General features: G+C 56.4%; 17 protein-coding genes and 1 other annotated feature. Of the genes, 6 read left to right on the top strand and 11 right to left on the bottom strand.

Annotation, left to right across the window (positions count from 1 at the left end; translation table 11 throughout):
• Positions 1 to 96 precede the first annotated feature (96 nt).
• The gene (locus DWV57_RS12260; RefSeq protein ID WP_118526462.1) at positions 97 to 648 is read left to right on the top strand and encodes a TetR/AcrR family transcriptional regulator; all 552 of its coding nucleotides are present in this window, start codon (positions 97 to 99) and stop codon (positions 646 to 648) included.
• 436 nt (positions 649 to 1,084) lie between these two features.
• On the opposite strand, the gene asnB is transcribed toward DWV57_RS12260, so the two are convergent.
• Together asnB and DWV57_RS12250 are read right to left on the bottom strand one after the other, a co-directional pair.
• Positions 1,085 to 2,659, bottom strand: coding sequence for an asparagine synthase B (gene asnB, locus DWV57_RS12255; protein WP_005944530.1), 1,575 nt, complete (start codon positions 2,657 to 2,659; stop codon positions 1,085 to 1,087).
• 64 nt (positions 2,660 to 2,723) lie between these two features.
• Positions 2,724 to 2,986, bottom strand: a binding site (T-box leader).
• A gap of 14 nt (positions 2,987 to 3,000) precedes the next feature.
• Positions 3,001 to 3,486, bottom strand: coding sequence for a transcriptional repressor (locus DWV57_RS12250; RefSeq protein ID WP_097775183.1), 486 nt, complete (start codon positions 3,484 to 3,486; stop codon positions 3,001 to 3,003).
• Between the two features lie 344 nt (positions 3,487 to 3,830).
• Between DWV57_RS12250 and DWV57_RS12245 the strand changes: the two genes are divergently transcribed.
• Positions 3,831 to 4,490: a GntR family transcriptional regulator gene (locus tag DWV57_RS12245; RefSeq protein ID WP_097781559.1), complete on the top strand. Its 660-nt coding sequence runs from the start codon at positions 3,831 to 3,833 to the stop codon at positions 4,488 to 4,490.
• An 85-nt stretch (positions 4,491 to 4,575) separates the two neighbouring features.
• On the opposite strand, the gene DWV57_RS12240 is transcribed toward DWV57_RS12245, so the two are convergent.
• The 9 genes from DWV57_RS12240 to rpmG form a co-directional block, all read right to left on the bottom strand.
• Positions 4,576 to 5,346 carry an HAD family hydrolase gene (locus DWV57_RS12240; protein WP_118526460.1) on the bottom strand — a complete coding sequence of 257 codons (771 nt, stop codon included), beginning with the start codon at positions 5,344 to 5,346 and terminating at the stop codon, positions 4,576 to 4,578.
• Between the two features lie 51 nt (positions 5,347 to 5,397).
• Positions 5,398 to 6,534, bottom strand: coding sequence for an aldo/keto reductase (locus tag DWV57_RS12235; protein WP_120020933.1), 1,137 nt, complete (start codon positions 6,532 to 6,534; stop codon positions 5,398 to 5,400).
• Between the two features lie 179 nt (positions 6,535 to 6,713).
• Complete coding sequence (gene rplL, locus DWV57_RS12230; RefSeq protein ID WP_005944525.1) at positions 6,714 to 7,088, bottom strand: 50S ribosomal protein L7/L12; 375 nt, start codon at positions 7,086 to 7,088, stop codon at positions 6,714 to 6,716.
• A 73-nt stretch (positions 7,089 to 7,161) separates the two neighbouring features.
• A complete protein-coding gene (gene rplJ, locus DWV57_RS12225; protein WP_005944524.1) occupies positions 7,162 to 7,677 on the bottom strand; it encodes a 50S ribosomal protein L10 in 516 nt (171 codons plus the stop codon).
• 277 nt (positions 7,678 to 7,954) lie between these two features.
• Positions 7,955 to 8,647, bottom strand: coding sequence for a 50S ribosomal protein L1 (gene rplA / locus DWV57_RS12220; protein ID WP_005920494.1), 693 nt, complete (start codon positions 8,645 to 8,647; stop codon positions 7,955 to 7,957).
• Positions 8,648 to 8,704: 57 nt separating this feature from the next.
• The gene (gene rplK, locus DWV57_RS12215; protein ID WP_005920496.1) at positions 8,705 to 9,130 is read right to left on the bottom strand and encodes a 50S ribosomal protein L11; all 426 of its coding nucleotides are present in this window, start codon (positions 9,128 to 9,130) and stop codon (positions 8,705 to 8,707) included.
• 136 nt (positions 9,131 to 9,266) lie between these two features.
• Positions 9,267 to 9,800 (bottom strand): transcription termination/antitermination protein NusG, encoded by a 534-nt coding sequence (nusG, locus tag DWV57_RS12210; RefSeq protein ID WP_005944521.1) that lies wholly within the window; start codon positions 9,798 to 9,800, stop codon positions 9,267 to 9,269.
• Positions 9,801 to 9,830: 30 nt separating this feature from the next.
• Positions 9,831 to 10,082, bottom strand: coding sequence for a preprotein translocase subunit SecE (secE, locus tag DWV57_RS12205; RefSeq protein WP_097776462.1), 252 nt, complete (start codon positions 10,080 to 10,082; stop codon positions 9,831 to 9,833).
• Between the two features lie 16 nt (positions 10,083 to 10,098).
• Complete coding sequence (rpmG, locus tag DWV57_RS12200; RefSeq protein ID WP_005920501.1) at positions 10,099 to 10,248, bottom strand: 50S ribosomal protein L33; 150 nt, start codon at positions 10,246 to 10,248, stop codon at positions 10,099 to 10,101.
• A 308-nt stretch (positions 10,249 to 10,556) separates the two neighbouring features.
• Between rpmG and DWV57_RS12195 the strand changes: the two genes are divergently transcribed.
• From DWV57_RS12195 to argS, 4 genes are read left to right on the top strand one after another with little or no spacing between them, the layout of a single operon-like run.
• On the top strand, positions 10,557 to 11,648 hold the full coding sequence (locus tag DWV57_RS12195; RefSeq protein ID WP_097775185.1) for a D-alanine--D-alanine ligase family protein: 1,092 nt from the start codon (positions 10,557 to 10,559) through the stop codon (positions 11,646 to 11,648).
• A complete protein-coding gene (murI, locus tag DWV57_RS12190; protein ID WP_097776463.1) occupies positions 11,641 to 12,468 on the top strand; it encodes a glutamate racemase in 828 nt (275 codons plus the stop codon). Before DWV57_RS12195 ends, murI begins: the two co-directional genes overlap by 8 nt.
• A 15-nt stretch (positions 12,469 to 12,483) precedes the next feature.
• A complete protein-coding gene (locus DWV57_RS12185) occupies positions 12,484 to 12,960 on the top strand; it encodes a DUF1934 domain-containing protein (protein ID WP_120020932.1) in 477 nt (158 codons plus the stop codon).
• A 33-nt stretch (positions 12,961 to 12,993) separates the two neighbouring features.
• Positions 12,994 to 14,808 (top strand): arginine--tRNA ligase, encoded by a 1,815-nt coding sequence (gene argS / locus DWV57_RS12180; protein WP_118526452.1) that lies wholly within the window; start codon positions 12,994 to 12,996, stop codon positions 14,806 to 14,808.
• Positions 14,809 to 14,944 lie beyond the last annotated feature (136 nt).

Raw genomic sequence — 14,944 nt, 5'->3', positions numbered from 1 at the left:
TGCGGATGGGGATAGACCCAGTATAAAAAAGGCTGAGGGCCTTGTCTATCCGCAAAACAGGAAAATGGTTGGATAATCAACATAAATGCAAAAGAGGTGGGTTTTCTGGATATTCGCATTGAAAAAACGGAGCGTGCCATCAAGCAGGCATTCATGGAGCTGCGGGCGCAGAAACCGCTGGAAAAGATCAAGGTCAAGGAACTGTGCGATCTGGCCTGCATCAATAAGTCCACCTTTTATGCGCATTATCAGGATATCTATGCGCTGGCCAACGCCATGGAGGACGAAATGGTGGAGGTGGTGGTGGAAAGCCTGCCGCAGCTGACCGCCCGTGATGTAAGCGAGCGCACCGAGTGGCTGACCCGGGAAATGTTCCGGGCGTTTACCCGGAAGCAGACCGAGATCGGCATTCTGTTTTCCGGCTCCCGTCAGGGGCTGTTCATCAACCGCGTGGAAGCTGCAATGAGCAAATGCATCTCGGAGAGCGACCCCTCGTTTGATGCCGATGTGGTGCGTAAGATCGTGCTTTCCTTCTGCGTGCAGGGCTGCTACTACACCTTCACCAGCTACTGCGGCCAGATGGACGAAAAGCGGCTGGTGGCTCTGCTTGCGTCCATTGCACGCGCGGCACAAAAAATCAGGATGTAACACAACAATTTAGAATGCCCGCCGCGTGCGCTTTGGGCATGAATAGCGGAAAAATAATTTTAATAGAGCAATGCCGGGCGGTCTGCGGACCGCCCGGCATTGCATTTTCACAGATGGAGCTTTGACGGCAAGAGGCGGATGCCGCGCCTGCTTCCTATGGAAGCGGCGGCGCAGCGGGGGAAGAGCTAGCCCTCTCAGCCTCGCTCCGCTCGGCAGCTCTCCCAAAGGGAGAGCCCTTGGCATGGCGGCAAGGTTTCCAGTTTCGCCAGAGCCTCTCCCTTTGGGAGAGGTGTCACCACAGGTGACGGAGAGGGTTCCCTCTCGTGAAAAAGTAGATCGGGAAAATCCGCAGATTTTCCCGATCTACAAATTATAGAATATTCTTTCCGCTATTCATGCGCAAAGCAAAGCGGAGCGCATTCAAAATGGTCTGGCGTTACACGCCGGAAGCGCCGTAGTTTGCCAGTACACGGGCCGAAGGGTCGTTGACGTTGCAGTTCGGCCATGCCTTGTTGGGCATCCAGAAGCCCACGATGGTGCGGCTCTGGTCGTGATAGTACTTCTCGAAAATTTCGCGGTAAAACAGGCTTTCCTTGGTGAACGGCATGCAGTGGGCCGAATAGTTTGCCCGGCGCAGCTGGAACTCCTCGTCGGTGTAAAGACTTTCGGCATACTCCTTGATGTCGTCCACCATGCTGTGGCCTACAGCATCCGAGAAGGCGGCCTTTTCGCGCCACAGGATCTCCGGCGGCAGCCAATCGCCCTCAAAGGCCTTGCGCAGCAGATACTTGCCCTTGCCGTAGCTGTTCAGCTTTTTTTCCGGGTCAATGGCCATGACGTAACGCACAAAATCCAGATCACCAAAGGGCACGCGGGCCTCGATGCTGTTGGAGGAGATGCAGCGGTCGGCGCGCAGCACATCGTACATGTACAGCTCACGGATGCGCTTCTGGCTCTCCTGCTGGAAGGCATCGGCGGTGGGGGCGTAGTCGGTGTACTTGTAGCCGAACAGCTCATCGGAAATCTCGCCGGTCAGCAGCACGCGGACATCGGTTTGCTCGTGGATGGCCTTGCACAGCAGGTACATGCCCATGCTGGCGCGGATGGTGGTGATGTCCCAGGTGCCAAGCAGGCGGATGACCTCTTCCAGACTGTTGATGACCATATCCCGGTTGATGATGATCTCGTGGTGCTCGCTGCCCAGATATTCTGCGGTCTGGCGCGCATATTTCAGATCAATGGCATCGGTGTCCATGCCAATGGCAAAGGTGCGGATGGGCTTGCCAAGCTTCTTGGCGGCAATGGAGCACACCAGCGAGGAATCCAGACCGCCGGAGAGCAGGAAGCCCACAGGGGCATCTGCGTCCAGACGCTTCTCTACGCCTGCGATCAGCTTTTCGCGGATGTTCCGCAGCACGGTGTCCATGTCGTCCTGCATGGGGGCGGGCACATCGGCAATGTCCTCATAGCGGACGAAGCGGCCATCGCAGTAGTAGCTGCCAATGGGGAAGGGCCGGATGTCGTCGCACCAGCCAATGAGGTTCTGCATCTCGGAGGCGAATGCGATCTGGTGGCTGGACTTGGAGTAGCCGTAGAACAGCGGACGGATGCCGATGGGGTCGCGGGCGGCGATGAGCCGGTCCTTGCGGGAATCGTACATGATAAGCGCGAACTCGGAGTCCATGTGGCGGAACATATCCAGACCGTACTCATAGTACAGCGGCAGCAGGATCTCGCAGTCACAGTCGGACTGGAACTTGTAGCCGCGGCGCTTGAGGATCTCTTTCTCAAAGCGGAAGCCGTACAGCTCGCCGTTGCACACCACGCAGTCGGCACCGCGGTAGAACGGCTGCATGCCTTCCGGGGTCAGGCCCATGATGGCAAGGCGGCCAAAGCCCATCAGACCGAAAGGCCCTTCCACCACACGCTGGTCGTCCGGGCCGCGCATGACCGTGCGCAGCAGGTATTCCTTGAATTTGGCGGCACTCAGATCGTGCCCGGTATAGCCCATAACACAACACATATTTCTTACCCCTCTTTTTAAATAAAAAATACGGCAGCTCATTCATCCCAATCGCTAGGACGAATATGCTGCCGTATCCGTGGTGCCACCTAAATTACCGGCATAAAACCATGCCAGTCACTTTTGTGCGCTCTCCCCGTTGAAAGCACTGCCGCGATAACGAGCGGCGCACGTCGGCCCCTACTGCTGCACAAACAGGTTCAGGGGGAAGCTTGCGGGTGTTCGTTCGGGTTTCGCTCTCTGCGCGGCTTCCACCTACCCGCACTCTCTGAAAGAGGACATTGAAACCTTACTTTTCCCGGTCAACGCTTTTTCTTGCATGCATTGTATCACGGCTTTTTGTCCGTGTCAACACAGCAGGCGCATTTTTGTGCGGTTTGACCATCAGAGTCGGACTGTTCCTCTTTTTGGGCGCAGTGGCGGCACAAACCATACAGAACACTGCCCTCGCACTGCAGGGTAAAGCCATGCTCTGCCATCAGGTGGGCGCGCACTTCGTCCATGAAGTGGCAGTCCAAATGATAGATGCGTCCGCACTGCACGCATTTGAGGTGCAGATGCTCCCGGCAGTGTCGGCCCTCGTCCACGTACTGGAACACGGCTTTTTCGCCCTTGTCGGCAACGTATTTCATGATGCGCTGCTCCCCGGCCAGCTTGTCCAGATAGCGGTACACTGTGGTGGGGTTGGGGCTTGCGCCCTGCTCTTCCAGATGCTCCAGAATGTTGGAAGCACTCACCGCGTGCTGCCGGTTGTTGATGAGATAATCTAAAATCAGTTGACGGGTCTTGGTATTGTAGCCGTCGCTTCGTGCCATAAGAGAGATCCACACCCTTTTCAATATTTTTTACATTGTAGCATATTTTTGCATTGGATGCAAAAGAACCGGGCCAAAAGAAGCGGCATTGGCTACAAGCACAAAAAAACTTGTTGATTTTGGCAAAAATGGGATATAAAAATTAGATAAAACATAAAACGCGCCAAAGTTCATAAAAAAGTATTGTAATAATTGCCCTATTATGAAATAATAGAACTGGAATACTACTTGGATTGCAGCAAGAATACAAGATGCTTTGAAGTTAAAAAGCATGCGCCCCAGAGTATTATAGGAGAAGAACCTTTTTCTTTACAAGGGAAAAGGGAATAGGAGTTGTGCAGAACATGAAAGAAATGGAGTCGCAGACCAAACCGAGCCTGAAGCTGCAGGCATACCAGTACCTTAAGACCAAGATCCTGAACTGCGAGTACCGGCCCAACGAGTTTTTGAACGAGCAGAAGCTTTGTGCCGAGATGGGCAACATCAGCCGCACCCCCATGCGGGATGCTCTTGGCCGCTTGGAGCAGGAAGGCCTGATCACCATTCTGCCCAAGAAGGGCCTGATGGTTTCCGGCATCACCGAGGAGGACGTGCACAGCATGTTCGAGATGCGCCTGCTGGTGGAGCCTTACGCCCTGCGTACTTATGGCAGCGGCATCCCGCGGGAACAGCTGGAGACATTTGCCGAGTTGATGCATCACCCGGACAGCATCACCGACTTTTGCGAGTCGGACGATGAGTTCCACGAACTGCTCATGAGCACTTTGCCCAACAAGTACCTGCGTTCGGCGTATGACCGCATCACCGGTCTGAACACCCGCTTCCGCATCATGACCGGCAAGGTGAGCATGATCAATCAGGAGCAGACCTGTGACGAACATCTGGAAATTCTGGATGCCGCTCTGGCCGACAACTGGGACAGTGCTGCAGATTCCCTGCAGCACCATCTGGAGCTGGCCCGCGATAAGGCTGAAAGTGTGATCAAGGTCATCCGGCTGTGGTAAGACGATAAGAACCTCAAAAGGCTGCTGCACAAATGCTGTGCAGCAGCCTTTTGTAATAAACGCCGGAAGATGAAAGATGTTTCGTTCAAATGAGGTGGTTTTCAAGGCAGTAATGGTAGACGCCGTCCTCTTCCACGGAACGGCAGATAACAGCAGCCCTTGCCTTGACCTCGTTGAGCGCATTTCCCATGGCAACGCCGGTACCAACTGCTTCCAGCATCTCAATATCGTTTCGACCATCTCCAAAAGCAATGGCTTCTGCCTTTGAAAAGCCGTAATGCGCCAAGATGGCTCTCACGGCGTTTCCTTTGCCACAGGAGAGTGGAATAATGTCCACTGCCTTGTCCCACCATGCGGTGATCTGTGTGGCGTGGGTCCCCTGTAAGATCTGCGCGTATTCGGCGCTGTTGCAGGAGCACATGATCTGATAAATCTCCTCCTCGCACAGTGCATCGAAACGATCGGAGACCATCAGCTTCTCACTGCCAAAGGAAAAATACTGTGCCAGATCCGGGTCGGTTCCGTTCGTCACGATAAAGTGCTCGTTGCTGATGGCAGCCGCCCGGTGCATCTGTTTCAGATTTTGCAAAATTCGATACTTGTCGTCAACATCCAGTGGGTTTTTGAAGAGCACAGTATCCTTGCTGCGGACATAAGAGCCGTTGAAAGTCAGCCAGATATCAAAGTCAACGCTCTCAAAATGCGGGACGGAGAGATAGCCTCTGCCAGTTGCCATGCATAACAAGACCCCGTTTGCCCGTAGCTTCTGTAAAGCCTGCACAGTTTTGGGGGACGGCTCCTTACTGCCTAGCTGGAGCAGGGTCCCGTCTACGTCAAAAAAAGCTATTTTTATCATACGATCACCCTCGGTTTATGAGATATCCTATAGGACCTCATGGCTTGATTTTTACAGTGCGTCCAGCTCCTTTTGCAGTTGTGCCAGAGAATCGCGGATGGGCAGCTTCTGCGGGCAGACGGCTTCGCACTTACCACAGCGCACACAGTGCAGGGCCTTTTCGCTGTCCGGGAAGCGGGTGGTCCACTGGGCCTTGATGGCATCCTTCTGGCCGAACATGCCCAGCTTGTTCCAGATGCTGAAATTGTCCGGGATGTCCACCCCCATGGGGCAGGGCATACAGTACCGGCAGCCGGTGCAGCCAATCTTGATGCGGCGGTGCAGCTCGTTGGCTACGCTTTCCACAGCGGCATTCTCGGCGGGGGAAAGCGGTTCAAAATGGTCAAAGGTGGCAAGGTTGTCGGTCAGCTGACCCTCAGCACTCATGCCGGAGAGGATCACATGCACATTTTTGTGGCTGCCCACCCAGCGCAGCGCCCAGGAGGCATCGGTGGCATCCGGACGCAGGGCGTGCAGCGGTGCGGCGGCATCTGCAGGCAGGGATGCCAGCGTGCCGCCCTTGATGGGCTCCATGATGATAAGCGGCACGCCGCATTCTTCGGTCAGCTGATAGCCCCGGTCGCCGGAGATCTCCTCGGCACGGTCGTCCCGGTCCAGATAATTGTATTGCAGCTGGCAGAAATCCCACGGCTGGTCGCGCAGAATATACTCAAATCCGGCAGAGTTGTCATGGCAGGAAAACCCAAAGTTCCGGATGCGTCCTGCGGCCTTCTGCTGCCACAGCCAGTCCACAAGGCCCATGGCTTTTGCCTTTTCGTACCGGGCCTTGTGCAGGGAGTGCAGCAGGTAGAAGTCGATGTAGTCCACGCCCAGCCGCTGCAGCTGCTCTTCAAAAATGCGCTTGGCATCGTCCAGGCTTTTGCAGCTCCACAGCGGCATTTTGGTGGCAAGATAAAAGCTGCTGCGGTCCCATTTGGCGATCACGCGGCCCACAAATGGCTCACTCTGGCCGTTATGATAGGGATAGGCAGTATCGAAGTAGTTGACACCGGCGGCCTTAGCGGTGTTCAGCAAAGCTTCGGCGCGCTCTTCGTCAATGGTGCCGTCGGCTTTGGTGGGAAAACGCATACAGCCGTAACCCAAAAGGGAAGTGCGGATGTTGTTTTTGTTCCAGATGCGGTGTTCCATAAACTCTCTTTTTGCGGCAGAGGGGACAAAGGCTCTGCCGTTCCTCCTGTTGAGAACAGTATAGCATAGTTTTTGAATGCGGAAAAGACATGCCGATCATCAAACAAAAAAAGATGCCCGCACCTTTCGGTACGGGCACCTCATTGCTCAAGAATGAACGACTCTCAGAAGAGGTTCAATTACTTGACCTCGACCTTAGCGCCAGCCTCGGTCAGCTTCTTCTGGATGTCCTCAGCCTCGGCCTTGGAGACCTTCTCCTTGACAGCCTTGGGAGCGCCATCGACGATAGCCTTAGCTTCCTTCAGGCCCAGACCGGTGATCTCCTTCACCAGCTTGATGACCTGCATCTTGGTAGCGCCAGCCTCAGCCAGGATGACGTCGAACTCGGTCTTCTCTTCCTCAGCGGCAGCAGCAGCGCCAGCAGCAGCGGGAGCAGCAGCAGCAACAGCGGAAACACCGAACTCTTCGCAGTAAGCGTCGATCAGTTCCTTCAGCTCCAGAACGGACAGCTCCTTAACGGAGTCGATGATGGCAGTAATCTTCTCAGAAGCCATAGTAGTAACCCTCCAATATCAATGGTTTTGTTTGTTAGTTTCTTGTTTTGTTTAAGCAGCGGTCATGCAGCAATCAGGCTGCAGGCTCCTCCTGCTTGTCGGCATAAGCCTGCATTGCAACGGCCAGACCAGACAGAGTGCTGGTGAGGGCGCCTGCGAACATGGACAGCATGCCTTCGCGGTTGGGCAGCTTTGCGATTGCGTTGGTCTCGGCAGCGTCCATGACCTTGCCTTCCATGAAGCCAGCCTTCACGACGAACTTCTTGGACTTATCGCCATCCTGATACTTGCACAGGATGCGGGCAGCGGACATGGGATCCGCTTCGTGAGCAAAAGCGATAGCGGTATCGCCCTTGAACTGCTCAGCCAGGCCCTCCAGAGAGGTACCCTTGACAGCCAGACGCAGCATGGTGTTCTTCACGACCATGTAATCGACGCCTGCCTCACGCAGCTCCTTACGGAGCTTGGTGTCGTTCTCGACGTTAATGCCGCCGTAAGCGACGACGCAGCCGGAAACCGCACTCTCAAACTTTGCCTTCAGATCAGCGACATAAGCCTGCTTTTCAGAAAGAATCTTTGCACTGGGCATTCGGTTTCACCTCGTTTCAAAAACTTGTATCGAAAACCGGAGCAAGTATGAAAAAAGCCTCTTTCCCGCACTTGGTCGAGAAAAAGGCATAAAACAACTTTACGCACGTTTCTCGGCAGGCGGCATAGCCTTACACTGGACTCCAGTACCTGCTGTCTCAAAAACAGCATGATTATTTTACCGCAAACGTGCGGAGTTGTCAAGTCTTTTTTGAAATTTTCTGACAAAATTTTTCTGCCGCCCATACGAACGGCAGAAAAACGATCAGAACTTCAAATCAGACACCGTACTTCAGGGTGTTCAGACGGATGCCAGGGCCCATGGTGGTGGCGATGGTAGCGCTCTTGAAGTAGGTACCCTTTGCTGCAGCGGGCTTTGCCTTGGCAATAGCCTCCATCACAGTGTCCAGGTTGGTGTACAGCTTCTCTGCACCGAAAGAAGCCTTGCCCACGGGCACATGGATGATGTTCTGCTTGTCCAGACGGTACTCGATCTTACCAGCCTTGGCCTCGGAAACAGCCTTGCCCAGGTCAGGAGCAACGGTGCCGGCCTTGGGGTTCGGCATCAGGCCGCGGGGGCCCAGGACCTTACCGAGACGGCCAACGCGGCCCATCATATCGGGAGTGGTCACGACAACGTCGAAATCCATGAAGCCGCCGGCGATCTTTGCGATCAGCTCGTCATCACCGACGATATCAGCGCCAGCAGCCTCAGCAGCGGCAGCTGCGGGACCCTTGGCGATTGCGCAGACGCGGACGGTCTTGCCGGTGCCGTTGGGCAGAACGACAGCGCCGCGGACCTGCTGGTCAGCGTGACGGCCATCAACGCCCAGACGGACGTGCAGCTCAACAGTCTCGTCGAACTTGGCAGAAGCGGTCTTGCAAGCCAGCTCCAGAGCCTCATTCACATCATATGCCTTAGTAGAATCGACCAGCTTTGCAGCGTCGACATAGTGCTTGCCATGTTTCATTGTATATCCTCCTGTGTGGTCATGCGGGCAGTTTTATGCCCTCCCACTGTTTATGTCTCAGCCCTCGACGGTGACACCCATGGAACGGCAGGTGCCGCGAACCATGCTGCATGCAGCTTCCAGAGAAGCAGCGTTCAGGTCGGGCATCTTGGTCTTGGCAATCTCTTCCACCTGAGCGGCGGTCAGAGAAGCGACCTTTTCCTTGTTGGGCTTGCCGGAAGCGGTGTTGATGCCAGCTGCCTTCTTGATCAGAACGGCTGCCGGAGGAGTCTTGGTGATGAAGCTGAAGGAGCGGTCAGCATACACAGTGATGACGACAGGGATCACATAACCCATCTGGTTCTTGGTACGCTCGTTGAACTCCTTGGTGAATGCCATGATGTTGACACCCTTCTGACCCAGAGCAGGGCCAACAGGGGGAGCCGGAGTTGCCTTGCCGGCCTCGATCTGCAGCTTAATGTAGCCAGTAACTTTCTGTGCCATAATAAATGCACCTCCAAAAATCTGTGGTGAGTTGCGGCACGGTGTCTCCGTGCCTCCCACGAGCATGTGCACAGTGCACACGCTCTATAAGAACCGCACTGCGGTCTTACCTTGGTAAACGATTTGTGCCGGTTGGTTACGGCAGCTCGACCTGACCGATCTCCACTTCTGCGGGGGTCTCGCGGCCGAACATGTTGACCTTGAGCTTCACTTTGAAGTTCTCGGTATCGATCTCCTCCACAAGGCCCATAAAGCCTTCCAGAGGACCGGCGGTGATCTGCACGGTGTCGCCGACGTTGAAGTCGACTGCCAGAGGTGCAGCCTTTTCCACGCCCATCTTCTCTACTTCCTCAGCAGAGAGGGGAACGGGCTTGGATGCGGGGCCGACGAAGCCGGTGCAGCCGCGCGTATTGCGCACCACGTACCAGGTATCGTCGTTCATCACCATTTTGACCAGAACGTAGCCGGGGAAGAGCTTGTGCTCCACCATCTTCTGCTTGCCGTTCTTGTCAATTTCGGGAACCATCTCGACGGGAACCTTGATATCGCAGATCAGATCCTGCAGATGACGGTTCTCCACCATGGTCTGCAGGTCGTTCGCGACCTTGTTCTCATAGCCGGAATAGGTATGCACTACATACCAAAGTGCCTCATTGGATTGTTCTTCCATTTTGGTCTGCCCTCCGTTTCAAGATGATTCTCAGGCGCCGATGATCAGGCCCAGGATGCCGCCGAAGATGGCATCCAGCAGGATCATCACGACCGCTGCGATGGCGACGGTCACGAGCACGACGATGGTGTTGGTCTTAACGTCCTCTTTGGACGGCCACACCACCTTCTTCAGCTCGCTCTTGGTGTCGCGGAAGAACTTGGCACACTTGCCAAAGAAGTTCTTCACAGCGGCCTTTGCTCTGGCCACAAAGCCCGGCTTGTTCTCGGTTTTGTCTGCCATGATGCGTCCGCCTTTCTTACTTGGTTTCGCGATGAACGGTGTGCTTCTTGCAGAAACGGCAATACTTCTTCATCTCGAGACGATCGGGGTTGTTCTTCTTGTTCTTCGTGGTGTTGTAGTTGCGCTGCTTGCACTCGGTGCAGGCCAGAGTGATTTTAACGGTCATTTGTTGACACCTCCATTATAACGGTTGTTTTGAACCTCCCTCGGGTTGCGGGTGGTACCTGTAAAACAGGCGCACTTAATAACCCCGCAAAAGAGGTGATATCATTGTATCACGCACTTTTCCATCCGTCAAGCGGAAATCTTCGATTTTTGGAAAGTTTTTTTGAAAAATATCTCTTTTACCCACCGGCAGCTTTTTGGCATTCTGCTTGCATCGCGCGCATAGATATTGTATAATAAGCCAGAACGGCATTTTTACCGGTTATATCCCACCCAGGTCTTGGGCTTTATAAATAGGAGAGAGTTATCATGCAGTCTGAAAAAATGTGCGTTGTGCTGCTGTTCGGCGGTATGTCCAGCGAGCACGAGGTCAGCCGCGTTTCTGTGGGCAACTTCGTCAACAACATTGACCGTGAAAAATATGAGGTGCTCACTGTGGGCATCACCAAGGAGGGCCGCTGGCTGTACACTGAGGCCACGGCCGCCCAGATGGCCGATGGCAGCTGGGAAGAGCTGGCAGGCAACATGGCCTGCGTCATCAGTCCGGACCGCGCCGACCACGGCATGATCCTGTTCACCCCGGAAGGCCATGTGGAAAAAGTGCATGTGGATGTGGTCATCCCGGTGCTGCACGGCCTGTGGGGCGAGGATGGCACGGTGCAGGGCCTGCTGGAGCTGGCCGGCATCCCCTACGTGGGCTGCGGCGTGCTGGCAAGCGCGGTGTGTATGGACAAAGCCGTGGCCAATGCTCTGTTTGAGGCCAACGGTGTGCCCCACACCAGATGGCTGGCTGCCGACCGCTGGGAGATCGAGTCCGATCTGGAAGGCGTGTGCGAGGGTGTGGAAAAGAAGCTGGGCTGGCCTGTGTTCGTCAAACCCGCAAACGCCGGTTCCAGCGTGGGCATCTCCAAGGTGTCCAGCCGTGACGAGCTGAAAAAGGCCATCGACCTTGCACTGGAAAACGACCGCAAGGTGGTGTTTGAAGCCTTTGTGGACGGTCAGGAAGTGGAATGCGCCGTGATCGGCTCCGACCCCGCCGTGGCTACCCGTCCGGGCGAGATCCTTGCCGGTGCCGAGTTCTATACCTACGACGACAAGTACAAGAACGGCGTGAGCCAGACCGTCATCCCGGCCCACCTGCCGGAAGCAAAGCTGGACGAGGTGAAGACCTACGCCGCCATGGCCTACACTGCCCTGAACTGCGAGGGCCTTGCCCGCTGCGATTTCTTTGTGGAAAAGGGTACTGGCCGGGTGCTGATCAACGAGATCAACACCTTCCCGGGCTTCACGTCCATCAGCATGTACCCCAAGCTGATGGAGCACGAGGGCCTGCCGGTGCCGCAGCTCATCGACCGGCTGATCGCGCTGGCTCTGGAAAGAAAGGAAAAGCAGCATGGATAACCGCCCGATCGGCGTATTCGACAGCGGCCTTGGCGGCCTGACCGGTGTGCGGGAGCTGCGCAAGCGCCTGCCCCACGAGGAGATCATCTATTTTGGCGATACCGGCCGCGTGCCCTATGGCAGCCGCAGCCCGGAGACCATCCTGCAGTATGCCCGTCAGGACGTGGCATTCCTGCTTTCTAAAAATGTAAAGTGCATCATGGCGGCCTGCGGCACCGTGTCCAGTACCTACCCGGCTGCAGAAGCGGCAAAGCTGCCGGTGCCCTATCTGGGCGTAGTGGATGCTGCTGCCCGGGAGGCAGCCTTTGCTACCCGCAACCGCCGCATCGGCGTGATCGGCACCGCTGCCACCATCCGCTCCCGCAGCTACGAAAAGCTGCTGCGTCAGCTGGTGCCGGGGGTGGAGATCACCGCCCGGGCCTGCCCGCTGTTCGTGCCGCTGGTGGAGGCCGGTTACGTGGACCACAGCGAGGAGAGCCGACAGCAGGTGACGAAGCTGGTGATCGCTCAGTACCTGACCGAGGTGCGTGAGGCCGGTGTGGACACCCTGATTTTGGGCTGCACCCACTACCCGCTGCTCAAGACCATGATCGGCGAGTTCATGGGCCAGAGCGTGACGCTGGTGGATCCGGCCAAGACCGCCGCCCACCATCTGGAACAGATGCTCTCCGAGCGCGGCCTGCGCGCTGCACAGGAGCACGAGGGTCAGGCGCACTTTTATGTGAGCGATGTGCCGGACAGCTTTGTGCAGACGGCAGACCTGTTCCTGGGCGAGTACAAGGGCGGCCCGGTGGATCAGATCGCCATTGATAAATATTGATAAGGACAGAAAAACGTGAGCAAACCGCTGAAGGAAGATTATATCATCCGCATCAAGAGCCGCATTGAGCAGCATGTGAAAGAGCCTGTGGAGCAGGAAGAAAAGGAAGAGTTTGTGGAGCTGATGACCCGCGGCCAGTTCGTGCAGAAGGGCGGCAGCTACTACATTACCTATAAAGAGACCGAGACCACCGGCTACGAGGGCTGCACCACCACCCTGAAAATTGCCGCCGACGGCAGCCGCGTGGCGATGCTGCGGTTTGGCAAGGGCGGCGGGGCCGGCACCCAGCTGCTGATCGAAAAAGGCAAGCGCAACCTCTGCCACTACGAGACAGGCTACGGCTCCATGACGCTGGGCGTGACCGCCGACGAGATCGAGTGCGGCCTGACCGAGAAGGGCGGCACCGCAAGGTTCGGCTACCTGCTGGATGCCAACAGCGCCGAGCTTGTGAGCCGCAACCGCCTTGAAGTGACCGTGACCCACGTAAACTGAGATATTTCCCAGACTGTGAAAGGAACCAGACCAATGACTGAATTTGAAAAGATCTACCAGAACTATAACCCCCGTCAGGCTGCGCTGGACGAGGCACGCGCTCTGCTGACCGCTGCCGCCAAGGCCGCCATGGCCGATGGTGCTCTGCCGGAAGCTGAGCTGCCCGCCTTCATCGTGGAGATCCCCGCCGATACCAAGAACGGCGATATCGCCTCCAACATCGCCATGGCCGGTGCACGCAGCTGGCGCAAGGCTCCCAAGATGATCGCCGATGCGCTGCTGGCACATCTGCCCTCCATCGAGAACAGTGTGTTTGCCAAGGTGGAAGTGGCTGGCCCCGGCTTCATCAACCTGTTTTTGGCTCCGTCCTTCTGGGCCAGTGTGGTGCTGGGTGCCTGCTCCAACAAGGAGTATGGCCGCACCGATCACGGCAAGGGCGCCAAGTACAATGTGGAATTCGTTTCCGCCAACCCCACCGGCCCCATGCACATGGGCAACGCCCGCGGCGGCGCTTTGGGCGACTGTCTGTCCGCTGTGCTGGACTGGTCCGGCTACGATGTGACCCGTGAGTTCTATATCAACGATGCCGGCAACCAGATCCAGAAGTTCGGCAAGAGCCTTGCTGTGCGCTACCTGCAGAAGTACTGCGGCGAGGAAGCCTATCCGCTGCCCGCCGAGTGCTATCAGGGCGGCGACATCAAGGTGCTGGCCGGTGAGTTTGCCGAGCTGAACGGCGACAAGTACGTTGCCGCCTGCAAGGGAATGGACGAGGAGACTCTGTTCGAGAGCGAGGCTTTTGCCGCCCTGAAGGACGCACTGGTGGCCTACGCTCTGCCCAAGAACATTGCTGCCCTCAAGCGCGATCTGGGCAAGTACCGCATCGACTACGATGTGTGGTTCCATGAGAGCACCCTGCACGAGTCCGGCGCGGTGATGGCCGTGGTGGATAAGCTGCTGGAGCTGGGCGCATGCTATAAGGCAGAGGACGGTGCCATCATGTACCGCAGCGCCCAGTACGCTGCCAAGTACGGCACGGTGAACAAGAAAAAGACCGAGGACGGAACCGAGGAGGAAGCCAAGGACGAAGTGCTCGTCCGTGCCAACGGCATCCCCACCTACTTTGCCGCCGATATCGCCTACCACTACAATAAGCTGGCCACCCGCGGCTTTGCCAAGGCCATCGATGTCTGGGGTGCAGACCATCACGGCCATGTGGCCCGCATGAAGGGTGCCATGGATGCCATCGGCCTGAACGGCGAAGATCTGGACGTTGTGCTGATGCAGATGGTCAACCTGATGCGCGACGGCCAGCCTGTGCGGATGTCCAAGCGCACCGGCAATGCCATCACCCTGACCGACCTGCTGGAAGAGGTGCCCATCGACAGCGCACGCTTCCTGTTCAATATGCACGACGCAGGCAGCGGCATCGATTTTGACCTCGATCAGGCTGTCAAGACCGACAACGATAACCCCGTGTACTATGTGCAGTATGCCCATGCCCGCATCTGCTCCATTCTGAAAAAGATGGAGAGCGAGGGCGTGCAGTTTGCCGGTGCCGAGAAGGTAGATGCCACCCTGCTCACCGAGCCTTCCGAGATGGATCTGATCCGGATGCTGGCAGCCTTCCCGCAGGAGATCGTCATGGCGGCAGAAAAGTACGACCCCAGCCGCATCAACCGCTTTGTCATTGATCTGGCCAGCGCCTTCCACCGCTTCTACGGCAGCTGCCGCATTCAGGGTGCAGACCCGGCTGTGCAGCAGGCACGTCTGGCCCTGTGCATCGGCGTGAAGAACGTCATCTTCAACGTGCTGACCATGTTCAAGATCAACGTGCCGGAGAAGATGTAAAGGCGAACGGGCTCGCCCTCTCAGTCTGCTTTGCAGACAGCTCTCCCAAAGGGAGAGCCTCTGGTGAAACCAGAAACTTTCTATGGACTGCCAAAGCCTCCCACTTTGGGGGAGGTGGCATTGCGTAAGCAATGAC

It is taken from the genome of Faecalibacterium sp. AF10-46 (assembly GCF_003604105.1).
GTDB classification, from domain to species: domain Bacteria; phylum Bacillota; class Clostridia; order Oscillospirales; family Ruminococcaceae; genus Faecalibacterium; species Faecalibacterium taiwanense.
This window is presented reverse-complemented; position numbering and strand designations above follow the sequence as displayed.